The organism is Tateyamaria omphalii, from assembly GCF_001969365.1.
In the GTDB taxonomy this organism is placed as follows: Bacteria; Pseudomonadota; Alphaproteobacteria; order Rhodobacterales; family Rhodobacteraceae; genus Tateyamaria; species Tateyamaria omphalii_A.
In genome coordinates this window covers 1744251-1768033 of record NZ_CP019312.1, presented here as the reverse complement: position 1 = coordinate 1768033, position 23783 = coordinate 1744251, and the positions used below count along the sequence as shown (strand labels likewise).

Annotated in this window: 27 protein-coding genes; 26 read left to right on the top strand and 1 reads right to left on the bottom strand. The window is 61.0% G+C overall.

Features of this window, described 5'->3' with window-relative positions:
* Window positions 1-4: 4 nt before the first annotated feature.
* From BWR18_RS08820 to BWR18_RS08700, 26 genes are all read left to right on the top strand, one after another.
* On the top strand, window positions 5-613 hold the full coding sequence (locus tag BWR18_RS08820) for an NADH-quinone oxidoreductase subunit C (protein ID WP_076627628.1): 609 nt from the start codon (window positions 5-7) through the stop codon (window positions 611-613).
* Window positions 614-618: 5 nt separating this feature from the next.
* Window positions 619-786 carry a hypothetical protein gene (locus BWR18_RS21880; protein ID WP_172839330.1) on the top strand — a complete coding sequence of 56 codons (168 nt, stop codon included), beginning with the start codon at window positions 619-621 and terminating at the stop codon, window positions 784-786.
* Between the two features lie 130 nt (window positions 787-916).
* Window positions 917-2131, top strand: a complete 1215-nt coding sequence (locus BWR18_RS08815) for an NADH-quinone oxidoreductase subunit D (protein WP_076630211.1) — start codon at window positions 917-919, stop codon at window positions 2129-2131.
* 122 nt (window positions 2132-2253) lie between these two features.
* Entirely contained in the window at window positions 2254-3492 is a 1239-nt protein-coding gene (locus BWR18_RS08810) for an NADH-quinone oxidoreductase subunit E (RefSeq protein WP_076627627.1), read from the top strand.
* 26 nt (window positions 3493-3518) lie between these two features.
* Window positions 3519-4292 carry a hypothetical protein gene (locus BWR18_RS08805; RefSeq protein WP_076627626.1) on the top strand — a complete coding sequence of 258 codons (774 nt, stop codon included), beginning with the start codon at window positions 3519-3521 and terminating at the stop codon, window positions 4290-4292.
* 3 nt (window positions 4293-4295) lie between these two features.
* Window positions 4296-4514, top strand: a complete 219-nt coding sequence (locus BWR18_RS08800) for a DUF5337 domain-containing protein (RefSeq protein WP_076627625.1) — start codon at window positions 4296-4298, stop codon at window positions 4512-4514.
* A gap of 67 nt (window positions 4515-4581) precedes the next feature.
* Window positions 4582-5862 carry an NADH-quinone oxidoreductase subunit NuoF gene (gene nuoF / locus BWR18_RS08795; protein WP_076627624.1) on the top strand — a complete coding sequence of 427 codons (1281 nt, stop codon included), beginning with the start codon at window positions 4582-4584 and terminating at the stop codon, window positions 5860-5862.
* A gap of 247 nt (window positions 5863-6109) precedes the next feature.
* Window positions 6110-6550: a DUF3291 domain-containing protein gene (locus BWR18_RS08790; protein WP_076627623.1), complete on the top strand. Its 441-nt coding sequence runs from the start codon at window positions 6110-6112 to the stop codon at window positions 6548-6550.
* Between the two features lie 29 nt (window positions 6551-6579).
* Window positions 6580-6957, top strand: coding sequence for a hypothetical protein (locus BWR18_RS08785; RefSeq protein WP_368073646.1), 378 nt, complete (start codon window positions 6580-6582; stop codon window positions 6955-6957).
* A 137-nt stretch (window positions 6958-7094) separates the two neighbouring features.
* Window positions 7095-7478: a DUF5333 domain-containing protein gene (locus BWR18_RS08780; protein ID WP_254684957.1), complete on the top strand. Its 384-nt coding sequence runs from the start codon at window positions 7095-7097 to the stop codon at window positions 7476-7478.
* 3 nt (window positions 7479-7481) lie between these two features.
* Window positions 7482-9500, top strand: a complete 2019-nt coding sequence (gene nuoG / locus BWR18_RS08775; protein ID WP_076627621.1) for an NADH-quinone oxidoreductase subunit NuoG — start codon at window positions 7482-7484, stop codon at window positions 9498-9500.
* Window positions 9497-9877 (top strand): hypothetical protein, encoded by a 381-nt coding sequence (locus tag BWR18_RS08770; protein ID WP_076627620.1) that lies wholly within the window; start codon window positions 9497-9499, stop codon window positions 9875-9877. The genes nuoG and BWR18_RS08770 overlap by 4 nt, the downstream gene beginning before the upstream one ends.
* A gap of 6 nt (window positions 9878-9883) precedes the next feature.
* On the top strand, window positions 9884-10921 hold the full coding sequence (nuoH, locus tag BWR18_RS08765; protein ID WP_076627619.1) for an NADH-quinone oxidoreductase subunit NuoH: 1038 nt from the start codon (window positions 9884-9886) through the stop codon (window positions 10919-10921).
* Window position 10922: 1 nt separating this feature from the next.
* Complete coding sequence (locus tag BWR18_RS08760; protein ID WP_076627618.1) at window positions 10923-11117, top strand: hypothetical protein; 195 nt, start codon at window positions 10923-10925, stop codon at window positions 11115-11117.
* A 2-nt stretch (window positions 11118-11119) separates the two neighbouring features.
* On the top strand, window positions 11120-11614 hold the full coding sequence (gene nuoI / locus BWR18_RS08755) for an NADH-quinone oxidoreductase subunit NuoI (protein ID WP_076627617.1): 495 nt from the start codon (window positions 11120-11122) through the stop codon (window positions 11612-11614).
* On the top strand, window positions 11611-11994 hold the full coding sequence (locus tag BWR18_RS08750; RefSeq protein WP_076627616.1) for a carboxymuconolactone decarboxylase family protein: 384 nt from the start codon (window positions 11611-11613) through the stop codon (window positions 11992-11994). Before nuoI ends, BWR18_RS08750 begins: the two co-directional genes overlap by 4 nt.
* Window positions 11987-12406 (top strand): carboxymuconolactone decarboxylase family protein, encoded by a 420-nt coding sequence (locus BWR18_RS08745; RefSeq protein ID WP_076627615.1) that lies wholly within the window; start codon window positions 11987-11989, stop codon window positions 12404-12406. The genes BWR18_RS08750 and BWR18_RS08745 overlap by 8 nt, the downstream gene beginning before the upstream one ends.
* On the top strand, window positions 12403-13005 hold the full coding sequence (locus BWR18_RS08740; protein WP_076627614.1) for an NADH-quinone oxidoreductase subunit J: 603 nt from the start codon (window positions 12403-12405) through the stop codon (window positions 13003-13005). Before BWR18_RS08745 ends, BWR18_RS08740 begins: the two co-directional genes overlap by 4 nt.
* The gene (locus tag BWR18_RS08735; protein WP_254684956.1) at window positions 13005-13508 is read left to right on the top strand and encodes a hypothetical protein; all 504 of its coding nucleotides are present in this window, start codon (window positions 13005-13007) and stop codon (window positions 13506-13508) included. The genes BWR18_RS08740 and BWR18_RS08735 overlap by 1 nt, the downstream gene beginning before the upstream one ends.
* Window positions 13509-13554: 46 nt before the next feature.
* Window positions 13555-13860 (top strand): NADH-quinone oxidoreductase subunit NuoK, encoded by a 306-nt coding sequence (nuoK, locus tag BWR18_RS08730; protein ID WP_039686350.1) that lies wholly within the window; start codon window positions 13555-13557, stop codon window positions 13858-13860.
* A 6-nt stretch (window positions 13861-13866) separates the two neighbouring features.
* Entirely contained in the window at window positions 13867-15936 is a 2070-nt protein-coding gene (gene nuoL, locus BWR18_RS08725) for an NADH-quinone oxidoreductase subunit L (protein WP_076627613.1), read from the top strand.
* Window positions 15936-17477, top strand: coding sequence for an NADH-quinone oxidoreductase subunit M (locus BWR18_RS08720; protein ID WP_076627612.1), 1542 nt, complete (start codon window positions 15936-15938; stop codon window positions 17475-17477). Before nuoL ends, BWR18_RS08720 begins: the two co-directional genes overlap by 1 nt.
* Before the next feature lie 48 nt (window positions 17478-17525).
* Window positions 17526-18962 carry an NADH-quinone oxidoreductase subunit NuoN gene (gene nuoN, locus BWR18_RS08715; RefSeq protein ID WP_076627611.1) on the top strand — a complete coding sequence of 479 codons (1437 nt, stop codon included), beginning with the start codon at window positions 17526-17528 and terminating at the stop codon, window positions 18960-18962.
* 54 nt (window positions 18963-19016) lie between these two features.
* Window positions 19017-19766, top strand: coding sequence for a biotin--[acetyl-CoA-carboxylase] ligase (locus BWR18_RS08710; protein ID WP_076627610.1), 750 nt, complete (start codon window positions 19017-19019; stop codon window positions 19764-19766).
* Between the two features lie 11 nt (window positions 19767-19777).
* Entirely contained in the window at window positions 19778-20551 is a 774-nt protein-coding gene (locus tag BWR18_RS08705) for a type III pantothenate kinase (protein WP_076627609.1), read from the top strand.
* Between the two features lie 4 nt (window positions 20552-20555).
* Window positions 20556-22226: a ribonuclease J gene (locus tag BWR18_RS08700; protein ID WP_076627608.1), complete on the top strand. Its 1671-nt coding sequence runs from the start codon at window positions 20556-20558 to the stop codon at window positions 22224-22226.
* A 51-nt stretch (window positions 22227-22277) separates the two neighbouring features.
* Here BWR18_RS08700 and BWR18_RS08695 read toward each other — a convergent pair whose 3' ends face one another.
* Complete coding sequence (locus BWR18_RS08695; RefSeq protein WP_076627607.1) at window positions 22278-23729, bottom strand: DEAD/DEAH box helicase; 1452 nt, start codon at window positions 23727-23729, stop codon at window positions 22278-22280.
* Window positions 23730-23783: the final 54 nt, after the last annotated feature.

Genomic DNA, 23783 nt, shown 5'->3' with positions numbered 1-23783 from the left:
GATTATGTCCGAAGCAATGACCGAACTTGGCACCTATCTCGAAGCCAAGCGCCCCGATTGCGTGCTGGCCTGGGACGTGACCCATGGTGAGCTGAACATCGACGTGGCGCCGTCCAGCGTGACCGGCTTTGTCGAGTTCCTGACCAACGACAGCACCTGCCGGTTCTCCACCCTCGTGGACATCACGGGCGTCGACTATCCGGGCCGGGCCAAACGGTTCGACGTCGTCTACCACTTCCTGTCGATGTACCAGAACCACCGCATCCGCTTGCGCGTGTCGATCCGCGAGGACCAGATCGTGCCGTCACTGGTGGACATCCACCCGTCCGCCAACTGGTTCGAACGCGAGGTGTTCGACATGTTCGGCATCCTGTTCTCCGGCCACCCGGACCTGCGCCGCATCCTGACCGACTACGGCTTTCGCGGCTATCCGCTGCGCAAGGACTTCCCGACGACCGGCTACACCGAAGTGCGCTATGACGAGGCGGAAAAGCGGGTGGTCTACGAACCCGTCAGCCTTGTTCAGGAATACCGCCAATTCGACTTCATGTCGCCCTGGGAAGGGGCCGAATACATCCTTCCGGGAGATGAAAAAGAGGCGGAGGCGAAGTAGTGGAGATGATCTGGTGGCTTCTGATCGCAGCGGCAAGCATCATCCCGATGTTCAAGCTGCTGCCCCATTTCGGGATCAACCAGTACTGGGCGGCGTTCTGCATCCTGCCCGTGGGCACCATTGTGCTGCTGTGGATCATGGCGATGAAGCTGCAAGAGCTGGAGAAGCGGTGATGTGGTTTGAACTGATCAACACTGCGATTGCGGCTGCTGGCTTGGGTTTGGCGTCTATGCCCCTTTTTAAAAAAATACTGTGTGCTCAGATTTCTGAGTCACATCAGACTGTTAGCGGAGAAGCGACATGATGGACGGCTCCAAATTCGACGACGCCCTCACGGGCGAACAGAAAATCCGCAACTTCAACATCAACTTCGGCCCGCAACACCCCGCGGCACACGGGGTGCTCCGTCTCGTCCTCGAACTCGACGGCGAAGTGGTCGAACGCTGTGACCCGCATATCGGCCTGCTGCACCGCGGCACCGAAAAGCTGATGGAGAGCAGGACCTACCTGCAAAACCTGCCTTACTTCGACCGGCTCGACTACGTCGCACCGATGAACCAGGAACACGCCTGGTGCCTGGCCATCGAAAAGCTGACAGGCGTCGAAGTGCCCCGCCGGGCCAGCCTGATCCGCGTCCTGTTCTGCGAGATTGGCCGCGTGCTGAACCACCTGCTCAACATCACCACCCAAGCGCTCGACGTGGGCGCGCTCACACCCCCGCTCTGGGGGTTTGAAGAGCGTGAACAGTTGATGATCTTCTACGAACGGGCCTGCGGCGCGCGTCTGCACGCGGCCTACTTCCGTCCCGGCGGTGTCCACCAGGATCTGCCGCCTGAACTGCTCGACGATATGGAGGCGTGGTCCGAGAAATTCATGTCCGGCTTCATGGAGGATATCGACGGCCTGCTGACCGAAAACCGTATCTTCAAACAGCGCAACGCCGACATCGGCATCGTGACCGAGGATGACATCCTGAAATATGGCTTCTCCGGCGTCATGGTGCGCGGCAGCGGCTTTGCCTGGGACCTGCGCCGCGCGCAGCCCTATGAATGCTACGACGAATTCGACTTCCAGATCCCCGTGGGAAAAAACGGCGACTGCTACGACCGGTATCTTGTCCGCATGGAAGAGATGCGCCAGTCCATCGCGATCATTCAGCAGGCCATTGCCAAGCTGCGCGACTGCCCCGGCGACATACTGGCGCGCGGCAAGATCACACCGCCCTCGCGCACCGACATGAAGACGTCGATGGAAGCGCTGATCCACCACTTCAAACTTTACACCGAAGGGTTCCACGTCCCCGAGGGCGAGGTTTACTGCGCGGTCGAGGCGCCGAAGGGCGAGTTCGGCGTCTACCTGGTCGCTGACGGGTCCAACAAGCCCTACCGCGCCAAGCTGCGCGCGCCGGGGTTCCTGCACTTGCAGGCGATGGACTATATCTCCAAAGGGCACCAGTTGGCCGACGTCGCCGCCATCATCGGCACCATGGACGTGGTGTTCGGGGAAATCGACCGGTGATCCGCCGCAGGGCATCGGCGCAAAAGGTATCACTCATCCCAGCGCCAATCCCTCTTCATTTCGCCAAGTAAACCGCCGCCGGAGGCGCCCGTAGCCTCCACCAGCACAACGGGACCGTTTTAATGCTCCGCCGTCTCCACCCAGACCAACCCGACACTTTCGCCTTCACGCCCGACAACCAGGCCTGGGCCGAAGCGCAGATCACCAAATATCCCGAAGGCCGTCAGGCCAGCGCCATCATCCCGCTCCTGTGGCGCGCGCAGGAACAGGAGGGCTGGCTTACCCGGCCCGCGATCGAAGCGGTCGCGGACATGCTCGACCTCGCCTACATCCGCGCACTCGAAGTGGCCTCCTTCTACTTCATGTTTCAGCTGCAACCCGTTGGTTCCGTTGCGCATATTCAGGTCTGCGGCACCACATCCTGCATGATCTGCGGGGCAGAAGACCTTGTCGCCGTCTGCAAGGACAAGATCGCGTCCAAAGCGCACCAGCTGTCCGCCGATGGCAAATTCAGCTGGGAAGAGGTCGAATGCCTCGGTTCCTGCGCGAACGCACCCATGGCCCAGATTGGCAAGGACTATTACGAGGACCTGACCGCCGCCCGGATGGGCGAGATCATTGACGAGTTGGCCGCAGGCGAGGTGCCCACGCCGGGTCCGCAGAACGGGCGCTATGCCGCTGAGCCGTTGAGCGGTCTGACCAGTCTCAAGGATTTCGACAGCGGTCACACCAAATACAACGCCTCGGTCCAACTGGCGACGGACATTGGCGACACGATCAAACGCATCGACGGCACCGAAGTGCCGCTGCTGGCGCCCTGGGGCAAGGCCAACGATAACGTGGCCCCAAGCGGCGATATGATGCCCCCCGATGGCCCGGACGGGAAACAAGGCGGGCGCACCAAGGCCGAGGCACCGGCCCCCCGCGCCCGCGGTGCCGCATCCGACGGCAAGTCCGAAGCGCCGGGCCAGGCACCACAGGCCGAGGCTGCCGCAAAACCCAAACTGGACGCTGCGGTAACGGAAAGTAAATCGGAGCAAAAACAAGCAGATAAGGCTGTCCCCGCGGGGACAAAGCCTGCGCTTCTGCCCGAAGCGCGCGACGGCGGCGCTGATGATCTGAAGTTGATCAAGGGCGTCGGACCGGGCCTCGAAAAAGAGTTGAACGCCGCGGGCGTTTACCATTTCGACCAGATCGCGGCTTGGACCGATGACGAAGTGGCATGGGCCGATCAACACCTCGTGCGCTTCAAGGGCCGGGTCAGCCGCGACGATTGGGTCACGCAGGCGAAAGCTCTCTCACGGGGAGAGCAAACAGAATTTTCCCAACGCGCGAAAAAAGACGGTATCTATAAGGAATAATGTCTGCAAACGGGGGAGATATCTTTATGGACAAGAACGAGGGAATGATCAGCTGCACCATCGGCTGCTGGCTTGTGGCGCTGCTGGGGGGCGCGCTCGCCGCCGTGCTGTTGATGGTTTTGGGTAGCTGGGGCTTCATGCAGGGCGCGTTCATGGGCCTCGTGGTGGCCGCCGTCGCTGGCGCGCTGCTCAGCTGGATCATCTGCAAACCGCTGCCGGCGATTGGTGACGTTGCAGTCGAGGCGACCGCAGCTGACCCGGCGCCTGCGCCCGAAGCGAAAGCGCCTGCGCCCGAGGCGAAAGCGGCTGCGCCAGCTTCGGCGGCGGCAGATGCAACGGCGGCAGCCGACATCAAACCTTCGACAGTTTTGCCGGGGGAAGAGGATCTGGCCGCGCGGAAGGGTGAGTGGAAATACGAGGCGGAACCGAAGGCTGAGGAAAAGCCAAAGGCCAAGCCCGCTGCCAAGAAAAAGGCCGCGTCGAAGGCTGAGGCGCCTGCGGCGGCGGGTGAGGGCACGAAGCCCGAGACGTTGGCCGCTGCGCGCGACGGTGGGCCCGACAACCTAAAGGAAATCAAGGGCGTAGGGCCGAAACTTGAAGCGCTCTTGCACACCATGGGCTTCTACCACTTCGATCAGGTCGCAGGATGGGGCCCCGACGAGGTGGCGTGGGTTGACCAGAACCTCGAAGGGTTCAAGGGCCGTGTGACCCGCGACGATTGGGTGGCCCAGGCCAAGATCCTGGCCGATGGTGGTGAGACCGAGTTTTCCAAAAAGGTCGACAAGGGCGGCGTTTACTGACGCATGTCCGCACCGCTTGATCCGAAGCTGGCCCGTCAGGGCCGTATCGCGGCCCTTGTGATTGCAGGGGCCGCTTTGCTGTCCGTCTTTGCGCCGGTCATCGTGAGCGGCCTTGGACTGCCGCAACGCTACGAAATCCTGATTCTGCTCTTTGCCCTGGCTGCGTTCATTTGGTCACTGGTGGTCGCCGTCAGGATTTGGCAAAAGAGCCGGGACAACTAGGCCCTGCGCGCGAGGGCCACAGGCAAAGGATCGCGCGCTGCACCGCGCGTAACACAAGGACGTACCCATGCTCGCTGACAAGGATCGTATCTTTACCAACCTTTACGGGATGCACGACCGCACGCTGAAGGGCGCGCAGGCCCGTGGTCACTGGGACGGGACGGACAAGCTGATCCAGAAGGGCCGTGACTGGGTTGTGCAGGAGATGAAGGACAGCGGGCTGCGCGGTCGCGGTGGCGCCGGGTTCCCAACGGGCCTCAAGTGGTCGTTCATGCCGAAAGAATCGGACGGGCGCCCCGCGTACCTTGTCGTAAACGCAGACGAATCCGAGCCTGGCACCTGCAAGGACCGCGAGATCATGCGCCACGATCCGCACACTCTGATCGAAGGGTGCCTGATCGCTAGCTTCGCGATGAATGCGCACGCCTGCTACATCTATATCCGTGGTGAATACATCCGCGAGAAGGAAGCGCTTCAGGCGGCGATTGACGAAGCTTACGACGCCGGGCTGGTCGGGCCAAACGCGGCGGGCTCGGGTTGGGATTTCGACATCTACCTGCACCACGGGGCAGGGGCCTATATCTGCGGTGAAGAAACCGCGTTGTTGGAGTCGCTCGAAGGCAAGAAGGGCATGCCGCGCATGAAGCCGCCGTTCCCGGCGGGTGCGGGTCTCTATGGCTGCCCGACCACCGTGAACAACGTCGAATCCATCGCTGTTGTGCCCACGATCCTGCGGCGCGGTGGGACATGGTTTGCTGGATTTGGCCGTCCAAACAATGCGGGTACGAAGCTGTTTGCCATCTCGGGCCATGTGAACAACCCGTGCGTTGTAGAAGAGGAAATGTCGATCAGCTTTGAGGAGTTGATCGAAAAGCACTCCGGCGGCATTCGCGGCGGTTGGGACAACCTCAAGGCCGTGATCCCCGGTGGGTCGTCCGTTCCCTGCGTGCGCGGCGAGAAGATGAAAGACGCCATCATGGACTTCGACTATCTGCGGAATGATTTGCAGTCGGGTCTGGGCACGGCGGCGGTGATCGTGATGGATCAGAGCACGGACATCATCAAGGCGATCTGGCGGCTGTCCAAGTTTTACAAACACGAATCCTGTGGTCAGTGCACGCCCTGCCGCGAAGGCACGGGCTGGATGATGCGCGTGATGGAGCGCTTGGTGCACGGCGAGGCAGAGGTTGAAGAGATCGACATGCTGCTCGACGTGACCAAGCAGGTCGAAGGGCACACGATCTGTGCGCTTGGCGATGCGGCGGCGTGGCCGATCCAGGGGCTGATCCGGAACTTCCGGGATGAGATTGAGGACCGGATTGCCGGCAAGCGAATTGCGGCTGAGTAGACTTCCCTATCCGTTGGAAAGTCGGCCAAATGGCGGCTTGTGCGACGTCTGTGGATATCAGAACGAGGCAACGTTCGGGACAACGCGGTGCACGCAGTGCGGATCGGATGTCGAACCGAGCTTGCATCCGACGCATGGACTGAAACCACATCGTAATAGTGCTCCGAGCGGAGATATCCGTATCCCCATCATTTTCGGATTGTTTTTGGTGCTGGCATTCGTTGTGTTTTTTACAGTGTTTTGAAAGATGCACCTCGCTGAATTCAACATCGGCACATTGAAATACGACTGGGAAGACCCGCGCGTGGCGGACTTCCTGAACAACCTCGACCGTGTCTATGACATCGCGCGCCGGTCGCCGGGCTACATCTGGCACTTGGAAGGCGAGGATATGGAAGCAGCACAGCTTGATCCCGATGGTCCGCTGGGGGGCAATCCCCGCACCGCAAGCACGCTATCCGTCTGGAAAGACATCGAAAGCCTGCACGCCTTTACTTTCAACACCGTTCACAAGCAGTTCTATGACCGCAAGGGCGAGTGGTACGATCCGGATCAAGGCTTGCGCTTTGTAATGTGGTGGGTGGCGCCAGGCCATATACCCACGATTGAAGAGGCAATCGACCGCTTCCATCATCTTGAAAACCATGGCAATACGGACCACGCCTTTGGCTGGGATCACGCCGCCTGAGGCCCGAGACCGGGGTGGAGGAGACTGCAGTGACCAAGACGAAGACCCGTGCATTGACCGACATGCGCCCGGCCATGTGGACCGCCCTGTTGCTGATTGCCGTGCTGCTGTTGACCGCCTGTAACGGGCGGCGGTCGGAACGTGTGGCCTTTGACGGCCAGTTTTTCCGGGCGAACGCAAGCAAGGTCGACCGCCGCCAGCGCGAACAGTTCGAGGTGACGGTGTCGCCCGTGTCCGCATCGCTTGATGGCGCACGCGAGGCAGGGCGCTACGAGGCTATTCGCTACTGCATCCAGGAGTACGGATCGTCCGATATCGAATGGGCTGAAGGGCCCGATGCAGAGGACGGGACGCTTCGGATTTCCAACGACAGGCTGCTGTTGCGCGGCACCTGCACGCCTGCGTGATCACAAGCACCGCTTAAGGCGACATTTTGCGCTCTGACGGGTTGTGTCGGCCCGTGATATTGCATAGCACGAACCTGCTTTCCCACATGGCATCAATGTGATGCACAAGGTGGAGAGAAACGATGCGCGCAATGACCATGGCCCTGATCCTTAGCCTGACTGCCGGGATAGCCTCGGCGAAGCCTCATCTACGGGATGTGCCCGAGATTGATGGCACCATTCTGGCTGTCGGTATTGCGGACGAGATTCGCAAGAACTGCCCCGACATTTCGGCCCGCATGTTGCGGGCGATGTCGGTCGTCAACGGGCTGAAGGGCCGGGCGCGGGCGCTTGGCTATACGGATGCAGAGATTGATGCTTACCGCAAATCGGATGCCGAAAAGGCGCGGCTGAAGGCCAAAGGTGCCGCTTACCTGAAACAAGCGGGCGTGTCGCCGGGTGAGCCGGCCACCTATTGCGCGTTGGGCCAGGCTGAAATTGAAAGAGGCGGCCAGATCGGCGCCCTATTGAGGATGAACTGACGCATGAGCGACCTTCGCAAGATCATCATCGACGGACAGGAAGTTGAGGTGGACGGGGCGATGACCCTGATCCAGGCCTGTGAGGAAGCGGGGATCGAAATCCCCCGTTTCTGCTACCACGAGCGTCTGTCGATCGCGGGCAACTGCCGGATGTGTCTTGTCGAAGTGGTGGGTGGCCCGCCTAAGCCCGCAGCGTCCTGCGCCATGCAGGTGAAGGATTTGCGTCCCGGGCCAGAGGGCCAGCCGCCCGTGGTCAAGACGAACTCGCCCATGGTCAAGAAGGCCCGTGAGGGCGTGATGGAGTTCCTGCTCATCAACCACCCGCTCGATTGCCCGATCTGTGACCAGGGCGGCGAATGCGATCTACAGGACCAGGCAATGGCTTATGGCGTGGATTTTTCCCGATTCAGGGAGCCGAAGCGCGCCGTGGACGATTTGGATCTGGGTCCGCTGGTCGAGACGCACATGACCCGCTGCATTTCCTGTACTCGCTGTGTGCGCTTCACGACCGAGGTCGCGGGGATCACGCAGATGGGCCAGACGGGCCGGGGTGAGGACAGTGAGATCACGTCCTATCTGGGCGAGACCCTCGATTCGAACCTGCAGGGCAACATCATTGACCTGTGCCCGGTGGGCGCTCTGGTGTCGAAGCCATATGCGTTCACCGCGCGGCCCTGGGAACTGACCAAGACCGAGAGCGTGGATGTGATGGATGCGCTTGGCTCCTCCATTCGCGTCGATACCAAGGGGCGTGAGGTCATGCGGTTCCTGCCGTTGAACCATGATGGCACGAACGAGGAATGGATTTCGGACAAGACACGCTTTGTCTGGGACGGGCTGCGTCGGCAGCGGCTCGACAAGCCATATGTTCGCGAGAACGGCAAGCTGCGTGCCGCGACCTGGGGTGAGGCGCTTGGCAAGGCGGCTGAGGCGATCAAGGGTGCGTCTTCGCTGGCGGGATTGGTCGGTGATCTGGCACCGGTTGAAGCTGCGTACGCTTTGAAAGAGTTGATTGAAGGGCAGGGCGGTATCGTCGAGTGCCGCACTGATGGGGCCAAACTGCCGTCGGGCAACCGTGCCGCTTACGTTGGCACGGCCAGCATCGAAGACATCGACACCGCCGAGGCGATCATGCTGATCGGCACCAACCCGCGCTTGGAAGCGCCCGTCCTGAACGCGCGCATCCGCAAGGCTTGGAGCCAGGGCGCGAATGTGGGTGTGATCGGCGAGATGCCGGACCTGACCTATGACGCCGCGCATATCGGCTCCGACGCCACAATTATCAACGAATTGCTCGAGCGCGATCATTCTGGCGTTCAAGAAAAACCGTCGGTCATCATCGTCGGTATGGGAGCACTGACCCGGGGTGACGGGGCTGCGATCCTTGCAGGCGCGCAGGCGCTGGCGGAAAGCACCAAGTCGGGCCTGATGATCCTGCACACCGCGGCGGCGCGTGTCGGTGCGATGGACGTAGGGGCCACCAACCCGGATGCGATGGCTGCCGTCGAGAAGGCCGATGTGATCTATAACCTGGGCGCTGACGAGATCGAGATATCCGACGGCGCATTCGTCATCTACCAGGGCAGCCACGGCGACCGCGGTGCGCACCGCGCCGACGTGATCCTGCCGGGGGCGGCCTACACCGAAGAGGGCGGGTTGTTTGTGAACACCGAAGGGCGGCCTCAATTGGCGCAACGCGCGAGCTTTGCGCCGGGAGAGGCCAAGGAAAACTGGGCCATCCTGCGCGCGCTGTCGGGCGAGATGGAGGCTGTGCTGCCTTATGACAGCTTGGCCGCGCTGCGCCAAAAGCTGGTCAAGGATCATCCGCATCTGGGTGATGTCGATGTCGTGGCCGAGAACACCGGCGACGCGCTGGAGCAGGGCACAATCGAAGGTGGGGCGCTCGCCTCGACAGTCACGGATTTCTACCTGACCAACCCGATTGCGCGGGCGAGCCAGTTGATGGCGGAACTCAGTGCCAACGCGAAAGCACGTAAATCGCAGGCCCTGGCCGCTGAATGAAAGCGGCCTGGATCATAACGGCCCTGCCGCTTGCGGCCTGTGACCCTGTGCCGACGGCAGAGCAGTTCATCCCCGACTACCGGGGTATCGAAACGCAGCTTTTGGCCGATGATCTGGTGCAGTTCGACGTTGAAATGACCAACGCGATCACCATGCGCGACGTCGAGGATTACGCTGAATGCGCCGCTGCCGGATACACGTTGATCCGGGGCTGGGGCTTTGCGCGTCATTTGCGCACAAATGTATACGAAGAGGCTGGCGTGTGGAAAGCAGATGCTGTTTACACCATTTCGCCAGCCCTGCCGCGGGGCATACGGACCATCGACGCCGAAGTCGTGGCCGCCGCCTGCGCGGAGAGGGGAATACCGACGGTGTGAGGACTGATGGCTGATTTCTTTACCACTCCTGGCGGCATCGCCGTCCTTGTTCTGGCACAGGTGCTGGCGGTTGTGGCTTTTGTCATGATCTCGCTCCTGTTTCTGGTCTATGGCGACCGGAAAATCTGGGCCGCCGTCCAGATGCGTCGGGGTCCCAATGTCGTGGGCGCTTACGGCCTGCTCCAGACCGTTGCCGATGCGCTGAAATATGTCGTGAAAGAGGTCGTCGTGCCTGCGGGCGCCGACAAGACCCTGTTCATGCTCGCGCCGATGACCAGCTTTGTGCTGGCGATGGTGGCCTGGGCGGTGATCCCGTTCAACGACGGTTGGGTGCTGTCGGACATCAATGTTGCGATCCTCTATGTTTTCGCCATTTCGTCGCTTGAGGTCTATGGCGTGATCATCGGCGGCTGGGCATCGAACTCGAAATACCCGTTCCTGGGCTCGCTGCGGTCGGCGGCGCAGATGATTTCCTATGAGGTCAGCATCGGTCTGATCATCATCGGTGTGATCCTGTCCACAGGCTCGCTGAACTTTGGCGCTATCGTGAACGCGCAGGACACCGGATACGGCTTCTTTGGCTGGTACTGGTTGCCGCATTTGCCGATGGTGTTCTTGTTCTTTATCAGCGCCTTGGCTGAAACGAACCGCCCGCCCTTTGACCTTCCGGAAGCGGAATCCGAATTGGTCGCTGGCTACCAGGTCGAGTACTCCTCGACCCCGTTCCTGCTGTTCATGGCGGGCGAATACATCGCCATTTTCCTGATGTGCGCGCTGATGAGCCTGCTGTTCTTTGGTGGCTGGCTGTCGCCCATCCCCGGCCTGCCGGACGGCGTGCTGTGGATGGTGGCGAAGATGGCGTTCTTCTTCTTCCTCTTCGCAATGGTGAAGGCGATCACACCCCGCTACCGCTATGACCAGCTGATGCGCCTGGGTTGGAAAGTGTTCCTGCCGTTCAGCCTGGTGTGGGTCGTGTTCGTGGCCTTTGCCGCCAAGTTCGACTGGTTCTGGGGCATCTATGCCCGCTGGGCCGTGGGGGGCTGACATGGGATTGGCCGCCGCCATCAACGAAGCGCCCGAACGGCATCTGGACGATCTGGTGTCCTACCTGTCCTCGGAGTTTGCCATTGGCACGCTGGACAGCGAACGCACATTCGAACAGGCCGATCAGGGCGAGGTCGTCTCGGCCCTCAAGGCCTGGGCGTACATGCATCTTAACGACGTAACACAGGGAGACTAGCAATGACGCAGATCGATTACGGCCGCGCCGCCAAATACTTCCTGCTTCAGGATTTCTGGGTCGGCATGAAGCTGGGCCTGAAGTACTTCTTTGCCCCCAAGGCGACCCTGAACTACCCGCACGAAAAGGGGCCGCTTTCCCCGCGTTTCCGCGGTGAACATGCGCTGCGCCGCTATCCAAATGGCGAAGAGCGTTGCATCGCCTGCAAGCTGTGCGAGGCCATCTGCCCCGCCCAGGCCATCACCATCGACGCAGAGCCGCGCGAGGATGGCAGCCGCCGTACGACCCGTTATGACATCGACATGACCAAGTGCATCTATTGCGGCTTCTGTCAGGAAGCATGTCCGGTGGATGCCATTGTCGAGGGTCCGAATTTCGAGTTCAGCACCGAGACGCGCGAAGAGCTGTACTACGACAAGGAAAAGCTCTTGGAGAACGGCGAGCGCTGGGAAGCCGAGATTGCGCGCAATCTTGAGCTGGATGCGCCCTACCGATGAGCCTTGATACCGCATATGAGCGCGGCAAGGCGCTGTCTGAGCAGGTGAACCCGGGGATGGAAGATGCCCTGGCCGCCCGCTATGACACGCTGGTGCCGGGCTTGTCCCGCATGGTGGTGGAGGTGCCGTATGGTACGTTCTACAGCCGCGGGGTGCTGGATGAGAAGACGCGGCTCTTGGCCACGATTGCCGCCTTGGCCGCGATGGGTGGGCAGACGCGTCCGCAGCTCAAGGTTAATATCGCCAGTGCCCGCGCCGTAGGTGCCAGCCGCGAGGAAGTATGCGAGATCATCTACCAGATGACCCTTTATGGCGGGTTTCCGGCCATGATCAACGCGATGAACGCGGCCATCGAGGTGTTCGAGGCCGAAGATGAGTGACGAAAAAAACCCCTTTGCCGCGATGCTGGCCCAGATGCAGGAGATGACCAAGGCGTTTCCTCAGATGGCGGCCTTTGATCCGTCGAAGGGGTTTGACCCCAAGATGTTCGAGACGCTGTGGCCCACCATGCCCAAGGACATGATGGAGGCGTGGTTCGGCAATACCGTGAACAAGGATGGGCTCGATGCAAAGACCCGCCTGCTGCTCACCCTTGCCGGCCTGACCATGCAAGGCGCGCAGGCCGACACCGCCATCCGCCAGACCGTGCGCCACGCCCGCGAGGCGGGCGCCACCGATCAACAGATATCCGAGACCCTGGGCATGATGGCGATGTTCGCTGGGGTGCCTGCCATGACCCGCGCCCTTGCTCTGGCGCAAGAGGTCATGGGTGACGACGAGGACGAAACATGACTGTATTTGCCTTCTACCTTTTCGCGGTCAGCGTGATCGCCGGGGGCCTTTTCACCGTGATCAGTCGTAACCCCGTGCATTCGGTTCTGTGGCTGATCCTGTCGTTTTTGTCGGCGGCGGGGTTGTTCGTGCTGCTGGGGGCCGAGTTCGTGGCGATGCTGTTGATCATCGTCTACGTGGGCGCGGTGGCCGTGCTGTTCCTGTTCGTGGTGATGATGCTGGACGTGGATTTTGCCGAACTGAAGGCGGAGATGGCGAAATACATGCCGCTGGCGCTGCTGATCGCCGTGGTGATCCTGATGCAATTCGTGATGGCCTTTGGCGTGTGGGAATCCAATGCCGCCGCCGAAGGGCTGCGCGCGCAGGTGACACCTGTGGATCGACACAACACCGAGGCGCTGGGTATGATCCTTTACGATCAGTATTTCCTGCTGTTCCAGCTGTCGGGTCTGATCCTGCTGGTGGCTATGGTCGGCGCCATTGTGCTGACCCTGCGCCACCGGTCTGATGTAAAGCGCCAGGATGTGGTCGCCCAGATGATGCGCGACCCTGCGACGGCGATGGAGTTGAAGGACGTCAAACCGGGGCAGGGCCTCTGATGGCGTTTTCCTTCAAAGAGAACGGACCGGAACTGTTCAAAAATTCCGTGTACGGCACTGTGGTGGCGTTGGTTTTGGCTGCGCCTGCGTCGGCCGTGACTCTGACTGAATGCGACCGCACCACACACATTTCCCATGGTGGCGAAACTGCGCATGTTGACCTTGGCATGGGCCGGGTGATGTGGCGCGACTGGTGGAGCCAGGAGGGGACGGCGACGTCGTTTACCCTCGTGGACTGCGCGCCGGGCGTTGCGCTGAGCTTCCGCACGCAGGAAGAGAACATGGGCAATGCCATGCCGTTTGACCGGACGGAAAAGGCGCTGGCCGTGATCAAGCGCCACGAAAACGGCGCCCGCGCCTTTGCCACGTTCGACCGCATGGCCGCCGATCTGGACGGGATCGCGCGAAACATCGAGATCATCACGCTGGATGCAGAGCCTTGCGCATGCGCCGCACTCTACCCCGAGGCTCGGGGAGAGAAGGTAGAATTCATGCTGGGCTGACCCCGGCAACACAGGACAAGCGGGGACACGACCCCGGAGGGACGACATGATAGGACTTGAGCATTACTTGACCGTTGCCGCGACGCTGTTCGTTATCGGCATCTTCGGGCTTTTCCTGAACCGCAAGAACGTGATCATCCTGCTGATGAGCATCGAATTGATGCTGCTGGCGGTGAACATCAACCTTGTGGCGTTCTCGTCCTTCCTCGATGACCTTGTGGGGCAGGTGTTCACCCTGTTTGTGCTGACCGTCGCTGCGGCGGAGGCGGCCATCGGTCTTGCCATCCTGGTCTGTTTCTTCCGCAACCGCGGCACCATCGCCGTCGAAGACGTCAACGTGATGAAGGGCTAAGTCACAATGGAAACCATTATCCTTTTTGCCCCTCTGGTTGGCGCGCTTTTGTGCGGGTTTGGCTGGCGCGTCTTTGGCGAGGCGGCAGCCTGCTGGATCGCCACCGGCCTGCTGTTCCTGAGTGCCATCCTGTCGTGGATCGTGTTCATCACCTTTGACGGCACGACCGAGCAGATCCAGATCCTGCGCTTTATCGAAAGCGGCAGCCTCAGCACGGATTGGTCCATCCGTCTGGACCGTCTGACGGCGATCATGCTTATCGTGATCACGACCGTGTCCAGCCTCGTGCACCTCTATTCCTTCGGTTACATGGACCACGATCCGCAGTGGAAAGAGGGCGAAAGCTACAAGCCGCGCTTCTTTGCGTACCTGTCCTTCTTCACCTTCGCGATGCTGATGCTTGTGACGGCGGACAACCTGGTGCAGATGTTCTTTGGCTGGGAAGGCGTGGGCGTTGCGTCCTATCTGCTCATCGGCTTTTACTATCGCAAGCCATCCGCCAACGCTGCGGCCATCAAGGCATTCGTGGTGAACCGCGTGGGCGACTTTGGCTTTGCGCTCGGTATCTTCGCGCTGTTCTTCCTGACGGACTCGATCAGGTTCGACGATATCTTTGCCGCCGCACCCGAACTGGCGCAAACGCAGCTGACCTTCCTGTGGTCCGAGTGGAACGCGGCGAACCTCGTGGCCTTCCTGCTGTTCATCGGCGCGATGGGCAAGTCGGCGCAACTGATCCTGCACACGTGGTTGCCCGACGCGATGGAGGGGCCGACGCCGGTGTCGGCCCTGATCCACGCGGCGACCATGGTGACCGCGGGTGTGTTCCTAGTGTGCCGCATGTCACCGCTGATGGAGTTTGCGCCCGAAGCGATGGCTTTTGTCACTATGTTAGGCGCTGCGACGGCGTTCTTTGCCGCGACCGTGGGGCTGGTTCAGACCGATATCAAGCGTGTCATCGCCTATTCGACCTGCTCGCAGCTTGGCTACATGTTCGTGGCGGCGGGCGTGGGCGTGTATTCCGTCGCTATGTTCCACCTGTTCACGCACGCCTTCTTCAAGGCGATGCTGTTCCTGGGCGCAGGGTCGGTCATCCATGCGATGCACCACGAGCAGGACATGATGAACTATGGTGGCCTGCGGAAGAAAATTCCCTACACCTTCTGGGCGATGATGATCGGCACGCTGGCCATCACTGGCGTTGGTATTCCGCTGACCGGTTGGATCGGCTTTGCAGGTTTTGCGTCCAAGGACGCGGTGATCGAGAGCGCCTTTGCATCCGGCAACGGTTTCGCCTTCTGGGCGCTGGTGATCGCGGCGCTGTTCACGTCGTTCTATTCCTGGCGGCTGATGTTCCTGACCTTCTACGGGACGCCTCGCGGCGACAAGCACACGCATGAGCACGCGCATGAAAGCCCGATGGTCATGTTGATCCCGCTGGGCGTGCTGTCGCTTGGCGCGATCTTTGCAGGGGCGATCTGGTATTCGTCCTTCTTCGGCAAGACCAACGAAGTGATCTCGTTCTTTGGTGGTCAGTACGAGGCGCCGGCGGACGAGTTGAAAGACGCCGTGGCCGAGCGCAGCCCCAAAGCGTCCGAACTGAAATACGTGATGGAGAGCGCGCCGGGTGAGGCAGGGATCTATATCGCGCCCGAGAACACGATCCTGCACGAAGCGCATTACGTGCCGACCTGGGTGAAACTGTCTCCCTTCGTCGCGATGCTGATCGGTTTCGTCGTCGCGTTCTGGTTCTACATCAAGAACCCCGCGCTGCCCGGTCGCCTGGCCGAGAACCAGCGCCCGCTGTACCTGTTCCTCAAGAACAAATGGTATTTTGACGAGCTTTACGACTTCATCTTTGTCCAGCCCGCCATGTGGATCGGCAAGAAGCTGTGGAAGCGCGGCGACGGCGATGTGATTGACGGAACCATCAACGGGGTGAGCATGGGCTTTGTGCCCTTCATCACGCGCCTCGCAGGTCGTGCGCAGTCTGGCTACATCTTTACCTATGCCTTCGCCATGGTGATCGGGATTGCGGTCCTCATCACCTGGATGACGCTCAGCGGAGGGGCAAACTGATGGACAATATCCTTTCCATCACCACCTTCATGCCCGCACTGGCGGCCTTGATCCTGGCCGTGTTCCTGCGGGGCGAGGATGAGGCGGCGCAGCGCAACGCCAAGTGGGTGGCCATGGCCACGACGGTGATCACCTTCATCGCGTCGCTGTTCATCCTGTTCGAGTTTGACCGTGGCGACACCGGCTTCCAGATGGTGGAGCAGGGCGAGTGGATCATGGGCCTGACCTACAAGATGGGGGTCGATGGCATTTCCGTTCTGTTCGTGATGCTGACGACTTTCATGATGCCGCTGGTGATTGCCGCGTCGTGGTCCGTCACTGACCGGGTCAAGGAATACATGATCGCCTTCCTCCTGCTGGAAACGCTCATGCTGGGTGTGTTCATGGCGCTGGACCTGGTCCTGTTCTATCTGTTCTTCGAAGCGGGCCTGATCCCGATGTTCCTGATCATCGGGATCTGGGGCGGCGCGAACCGCATCTATGCGAGCTTCAAGTTCTTCCTCTACACCTTCCTTGGCTCGGTGCTGATGCTGGTGGCCATGGTTGCCATGTATTCCGATGCGGGCACGACGGATATTGAGGCGCTGCTGAACCACCAATTCGGGAGCGAGACGTTCAGCCTGCTCGGCATCCAGATCGTGGGCGGGATGCAGACGCTGCTGTTCCTCGCCTTCTTTGCGAGCTTTGCGGTGAAGATGCCGATGTGGCCGGTGCACACCTGGCTGCCTGATGCGCACGTGCAGGCGCCGACGGCGGGGTCGGTTGTGCTGGCGGCGATCCTGTTGAAGCTGGGTGGCTACGGGTTCATCCGGTTCTCGTTCTCCATGTTCCCGGTGGGGTCTGACGTCATGGCGCCGCTGGTGCTGTGGATGTCGGCGATCGCGATTGTCTACACGTCGCTCGTGGCGCTGGTGCAGGACGATATGAAGAAGCTGATCGCCTATTCGTCGGTTGCCCATATGGGTTTCGTAACGATGGGGATCTTTGCGGCGAACCAGCAGGGGCTGGATGGTGCGATCTTCCAGATGCTGAGCCACGGCTTTATCTCGGGCGCGTTGTTCCTGTGTGTCGGTGTGATCTATGACCGGATGCACACGCGCGAGATTGATGCCTATGGCGGGCTGGTGAACCGGATGCCTGCCTATGCGCTGATTTTCATGCTGTTCACCATGGCCAATGTCGGCCTGCCGGGCACCTCAGGCTTTGTCGGTGAATTCCTGACGCTGATGGCCGTATTCCAGGTCAACACCTGGGTCGCGGCGGTGGCGACCACCGGTGTGATCTTCTCCGCCGCCTATGCGCTTTGGCTCTATCGCCGGGTCGTCATGGGTGACCTGATCAAGGAAAGCCTGAAGTCGATCACCGACATGACACGCCGGGAAAAGGCGATCTTTGCCCCGCTCGTGGTGATGACGCTGCTGCTCGGTATGTATCCGGCGCTGATTCTCGACATCATCGGGCCGTCGGTGGCGGCACTGGTAAACAACTACGATACGGCGCTCGCCGCGGCTGAGGCTGCGACGATGATCGCCGAGAACTAAGGAGCGAAGGGCTTATGTCCTATCGCTGCGCTACTTGAGGACGACGACATGTCTGCTGATCTGACCATCATCCTGCCCGAGATCCTGCTGGCCGTCTTTGCCATGCTGGGTCTGATCGGTGCGGTCTATACGTCCAAGGATGAGCTTGCCTCGCCGCTCTTGTGGGCCACATCTGCCGTCTTCCTTGCGGTTGCGGCCTGGATTGGGCTGACGGGCGAAGGGACAAACGTGGCTTTCGGGGGCATGTTCGTCGACGACGGGTTTTCGCGCTTTGCCAAGGTCACCATCCTTGTCTCTGCCGCTGCTGTTCTGTTGATGAGCGAAGGGTACATGTCGCAGCGCGGTCTGTTGCGCTTCGAGTACCCGATGCTGGTCGCGCTGGCCGCCGTGGGCATGATGACCATGGTGTCGGCGGGCGATCTGATGGCGCTTTATATGGGGCTCGAGCTGCAATCGCTGGCGCTTTACGTGGTGGCCTCTCTGCGGCGCGATTCTGTCAAATCGACCGAGGCGGGCCTGAAATATTTCGTTCTGGGCGCGCTGTCGTCCGGCCTGCTGCTCTACGGCGCATCACTGGTCTATGGCTATGCGGGCACAACGCTGTTCTCCGGCATCGTGCAGGTCGCGGAAGAAGGCGTATCGCTTGGCCTGCTCTTTGGCCTCGTGTTCCTGATGGCGGGCTTTGCGTTCAAGGTCTCTGCAGTGCCGTTCCACATGTGGACGCCGGACGTCTATGAAGGGTCGCCCACGCCGGTCACAGCCTTTTTCGCCACCGCACCCAAGGTCGCGGCCATGGCGCTCTTTGCGCGCGTGATGCATGATGCCTTTGGTGGTGCGATTGCAGACTGGCAGCAGGTCATGGCGCTTTTGTCGGTGCTGTCGATGTTTCTGGGGGCGTTCGCGGCCATTGGGCAGACCAATATCAAACGCCTGATGGCGTTTTCGTCGATCGCGCATATGGGCTATGCTTTGATGGGACTAGCGGCGGGTACAGTACTCGGCGTCGAGGCGATGCTGGTCTACATGGCGATCTACGTCACGATGAATGTCGGCACCTTTGCCTTTATCCTGATGATGGAAAAGGACGGCCAACCCGTGGTCGAGATCACGTCGCTCAAGATGTATTCGAAACGGGAACCCGGCAAGGCATTTGCCATGCTGGTCTTGCTGTTCTCTCTGGCCGGTGTGCCGCCCTTGTTGGGCTTTTTCGGCAAGCTCTATGTCCTGCGTGCCGCCTATGAGGGTGGTCTTGTCTGGCTGGCCATCGCCGGTGTGATCGCATCGGTCATCGGCGCCTATTATTACCTGCGCATCGTCTATTACATGTATTTCGGCGAGACACAGGATGAGGGGTTGAATGGCGGCCGGTCACCGATCCTTTGGGCGATGCTGATGGGGTCGGCGGGCGTGATGGTCTTTGGGATCATCAACATGTTCGGCGTAGACGGAGCTGCGGCGGCTGCGGCGCTGACATTGGTGAACTAGGCGCTTGGCGGCAAATCGGCCCTCCGGGGGGGGGTTTTTGGAACCAGAGAAGTCATGAGCGCGTGGCCTTCAGGCTACGGGCGCCGCGTTTTGCCGGTTGTGGATTCGACTTTGAGCGAGGCGGCGCGGATTGCGTCCGACCTGGCTGGGCCTGAATGGATACTGGCCTTGGCGCAGACCGCGGCGCGTGGGCGACGGGGCCGGGCTTGGTCGATGCCCGAGGGTAACTTTGCCGGTACGCTGGTTTTGCCCGTGGATGAGGCGCCGGGTCAGGCGGCCTTGCGCTCTTTTGTCATGTCGCTTGCGTTGCGGGATGCGTTTGTCGCAGCAACGGGGCGCGAAGATGCGTTTGCGCTCAAGTGGCCCAATGACGTGCTTTTGCGCGGCGGCAAGGTTGCCGGGATCCTGCTGGAGAGCATTGGGTCTGGCGCGCGCATCACGCATCTGGCCATTGGGATTGGGGTCAATCTTGCCGCCGCGCCGGATGTGAGCGAGGTGGAGGAGGGGGCCGTGCCGCCGGTCGCGTTAAAACACGCCTTCGGCACCCTCATCTCGCCCGAAGACTTTCTTGATCTGTTGGCCGTGGCCTATGCCAGATACGAAGATCAGTTTCGGACCTACGGCTTTGCCCCGATCCGCACCGCTTGGCTGACCCACGCGGCGCGTTTGGGGGAGCCGATCAAGGCCCGCACGACCCGCGACGCCCATGTCGGCACCTTCGTGGACGTGGACGCCGACGGCCAACTTGTTCTAGAGACCGCCAAAGGCCGGATGACCATTCCGGCAGGCGACGTTTATTTCTGAGGGGGCAGGCCATGCTTCTGACCATCGACTGCGGCAACACGAACACCGTGTTTTCGATATGGGACGGCACCGCGTTCCTGGCCACCTGGCGCACTTCGACCGAGTGGCAGCGGACGGCTGATCAATACTATGTCTGGCTGTCGACGCTGATGGAGTTCCAGAAGCTGGATGTGGAGATCACGGATGTGATTATTTCGTCCACCGTGCCGCGCGTCGTGTTCAACTTGCGGGTTCTGTGTGACCGCTATTTCAACTGCCGTCCGTACGTGGTGGGCAAGGCGGACTGTATGCTGCCCGCGCCGCCGCGCGTGGACGAGGGGACGCAGATCGGCCCCGACCGGCTGGTTAACACAGCGGGCGCTTATGACCGCTGCGGTGGGGACCTGATCGTGGTGGATTTCGGCACGGCGACGACTTTTGACGTGGTGGACACCGACGGGGCCTATGTCGGGGGGGTGATCGCGCCGGGCGTGAACCTGAGCCTTGAGGCGCTGCACTCTGCCGCCGCGGCCCTGCCGCATGTGGACATCACCAAACCGCAGGCCGTTGTGGGCACCAACACGGTGGCGTGCATGCAGTCCGGTGTCTTTTGGGGTTACGTGGGCCTTGTCCGTGAGATATGTGCGCGAATTAAAGCGGAGCGCGCCCGCGACATGCGCGTGATCTCGACGGGGGGGCTCGCCCCTCTGTTTCAACAGACTGAAAAGCTGTTTGACGACTTTCAAGACGATTTGACGATGCATGGCCTGACGGTCATCCATCGCTTTAACAAGGAAAATAACTGAAGCAATGAGCAGTGAACGTTTGATCTACCTGCCCCTTGGGGGGGCGGGTGAAATTGGTATGAATGCCTATGTGTATGGCTATGGGGCGCAGGATGCCGAGCGTCTGATCGTGGTCGATCTGGGCGTGGCCTTTCCGGATATGGACGGCACGCCGGGCGTGGACCTGATCCTGCCGGACATCGCGTGGCTGGTTGAGCGGAAGGACCGGATCGACGGGATTTTCATCACCCACGCGCATGAGGACCACGTGGGCGCGGTTGCCCACACCTATGACCAGCTTGGCGCGCCGATCTATGCGCGTCCCTTCACCGCCAACATCGCGCGGCGCAAGATGGACGAACATGGGCATCCGGATGATGCCGTGCGGGTCGTGGCCGGGTGGCCCGATCAGGTTCAGGCGGGGCCGTTCAAGGTTGGCTTTCTGCCCATGTCCCATTCGATCCCCGAAAGTGCGGGCCTGATCATCGACAGCCCCGAGGGGCGCGTGATCCATTCGGGTGACTTCAAGCTGGACCCGACGCCGATTGTTGGCGAACCCTTTGATCCTGACCTGTGGGCCGACGTCAGCAAGGATGGGGTCAAGGCGCTGATCTGCGACAGCACCAATGTGTTTTCGCAGCATCCGGGCCGGTCCGAAGTGTCGGTGGGCCCTGAGATCGAGAAGCTGGTGCGTGGCCATACAGCCGGCATGGTCGTGGCGACCACCTTTGCGTCGAACGTTGCGCGGGTGAAGACGTTGGCCGAGGCGGGTGTGGCGGCAGGCCGGTCCATCGTTCTGCTTGGCCGCGCGATGCGTCGCATGATCGAGGCCGCCATTGAAACCGGGGTACTGACCGATTTCCCAACCGTTGTCAGCCCCGAGGATGCCAAGAGCATTCCGCGCGAGAACCTGATGTTGCTCGTCACCGGATCGCAAGGCGAACGGCGCGCTGCTTCGGCTCAACTCGCCAATGGCAAGTATATGGGGCTGGAGCTGAAAGAGGGCGATCTGTTCCTGTTTTCCTCCAAGACCATTCCGGGCAACGAAAAGGGTGTGATCCGCATCATCAACCAGTTGTCGGAAAAGGGCGTGGATGTTGTTGACGATTCGTCCGGCCTGTACCACGTGTCGGGCCACGCGAACCGGCCGGATCTGGAGCGGTTGCAGGACATCGTGAACCCGCAGATCGTGGTGCCCATGCACGGGGAACACCGTCACCTGCGCGAGCATGTGAAGCTGTCCGAGGGCAGGGGGCGCACCGGTGTGCTGGCCGTAAACGGGATGATGATTGACCTGAGCGGCAATGCCCCGACCGTAGCGGAATACATCGAAACCGGGCGGACCTATCTGGACGGTGCCGTGCAGATCGGCGCACTTGATGGCGTCGTCCGCGACCGTATCCGCATGGCGCTGAACGGGCATGTGCTGGTGACGCTGATCCTGGATGAAGAGGACGAGCCGCTGGGCGAGCCATGGTGCGAGCTGATGGGGCTGGCCGAGACCGGGCGCAGCAAAGCCGCGCTGGTCGACGTACTGGAAGAGGACCTGGGCCAGTTCCTAGGCCGGGCGGATGCCAAGACCCTGCGCGATGATGACAACCTGACCGAGGCGCTGCGGCGGATCGTGCGCAAATCGGCCCAGGACGAGATCGGGAAAAAGCCGGAAGTCACGGTTGTGATCAGCCGGATGCACTAAACGACAAAGGCGGGCCATGGCCCGCCTTTTTTATTGAGATAGTTTAGACGTTTAGCTCGCCATACGCTCTTCAAAACTCAGACCGATGAAGCTGGGCGTGTGATCGCCCAGCCCGACCACCTTGTTGCCGCCGCGATCATCGCGGGACGACGTGCGGCTGCGGCTTGAGGAGGACCGGCTGCTGCTGCGCGACTTCGATGATGTGTCTTCGCGCGGCGTTTCTGCCTTGGTCTCTGTGACTGTCTCGGCTGCCGCTTCGGTCTTTGGCTCGGATTTGGAGCGTGACGATCGGCTGCGTGTGGGCTTGGGTTTGTCCTCTGCCACCGGCGTGTCTGTTTCCGCTGATTTGGAGGATTTTACCGGGCTGTCGAGGCGGTTGATTTCTTTCTGGATCAGCTTCTCGACGGCGTCGAACTGCTTTTCATCACGTGGCACACAGATCGTGATCGCCTTGCCCTCGCGACCTGCGCGACCCGTGCGTCCGATGCGGTGCACGTAGTCTTCGGGGTGGCCGGGAACATCGAAGTTGAACACGTGGCTAACCGATGGCACGTCCAGACCACGGGCGGCGACGTCAGAGGCCACAAGAATGCGCAGCTCGCCATTGCGGAAGCCATCGAGCGTGCGTGTGCGTTGGGACTGGTCCAGATCACCATGGATCGGGGCCGCGTCATATTTGTATTTTTTCAAGGACTTGGCGACGATGTCCACATCCGTCTTGCGGTTGCAGAAGATGATCGCGTTGGTCAGCTTCTCTCCCTCTGCGTCGATCAGGCCGCGCAGCACCTTGCGTTTTTCGCTGGCCTCGCGGTCCTTGCGTGAGCCCTTGAACATCACAACGCCCTGGTCGATCGTCTCTGACGCGGTGGCCTGGCGAGCCACTTCGATCCGTTCGGGGTTGGACAGGAAGGTGTTGGTGATCCGCTCGATCTCTGGCGCCATGGTGGCGGAGAAGAACAGGGTCTGGCGGGTGAACGGCGTGAGGCCGAAGATGCGCTCGATGTCGGGGATGAACCCCATGTCGAGCATGCGGTCAGCCTCGTCCACGACCATGACCTTCACGTCATTCAGGATCAGCTTGCCGCGCTCGAAATGGTCGAGCAGGCGGCCGGGCGTGGCGATCAGCACGTCGACACCCTTGTCGATCAGTGTGTCCTGTTCCTTGAAGCTGACGCCGCCAATGAGCAGCGCCTTGGTCAGCTTGACGTGTTTGGCGTAGGTGTCGAAGTTTTCGGCCACCTGGGCCGCCAATTCGCGCGTCGGACACAGGACCAGGCTGCGCGGCATGCGCGCGCGGGCACGGCCACGGGCCAATTGTGTGATCAGCGGCAGAGTGAAGCTGGCTGTCTTGCCCGTCCCGGTCTGGGCGATGCCCAAGACGTCGCGCCCGTCAAGGGCTGCGGGAATCGCGCCTGCCTGGATGGGCGTGGGGTTTTCATAGCCCGCTTCGTCGATGGCTTTCAGGACCTTGGGATTCAGGTTTAGATCAGAGAATTTTGTCATGTATGTCCGTAGGTTGCGGACACTGACTTGGCCCGCTGCGTCTGGTGATGTCGG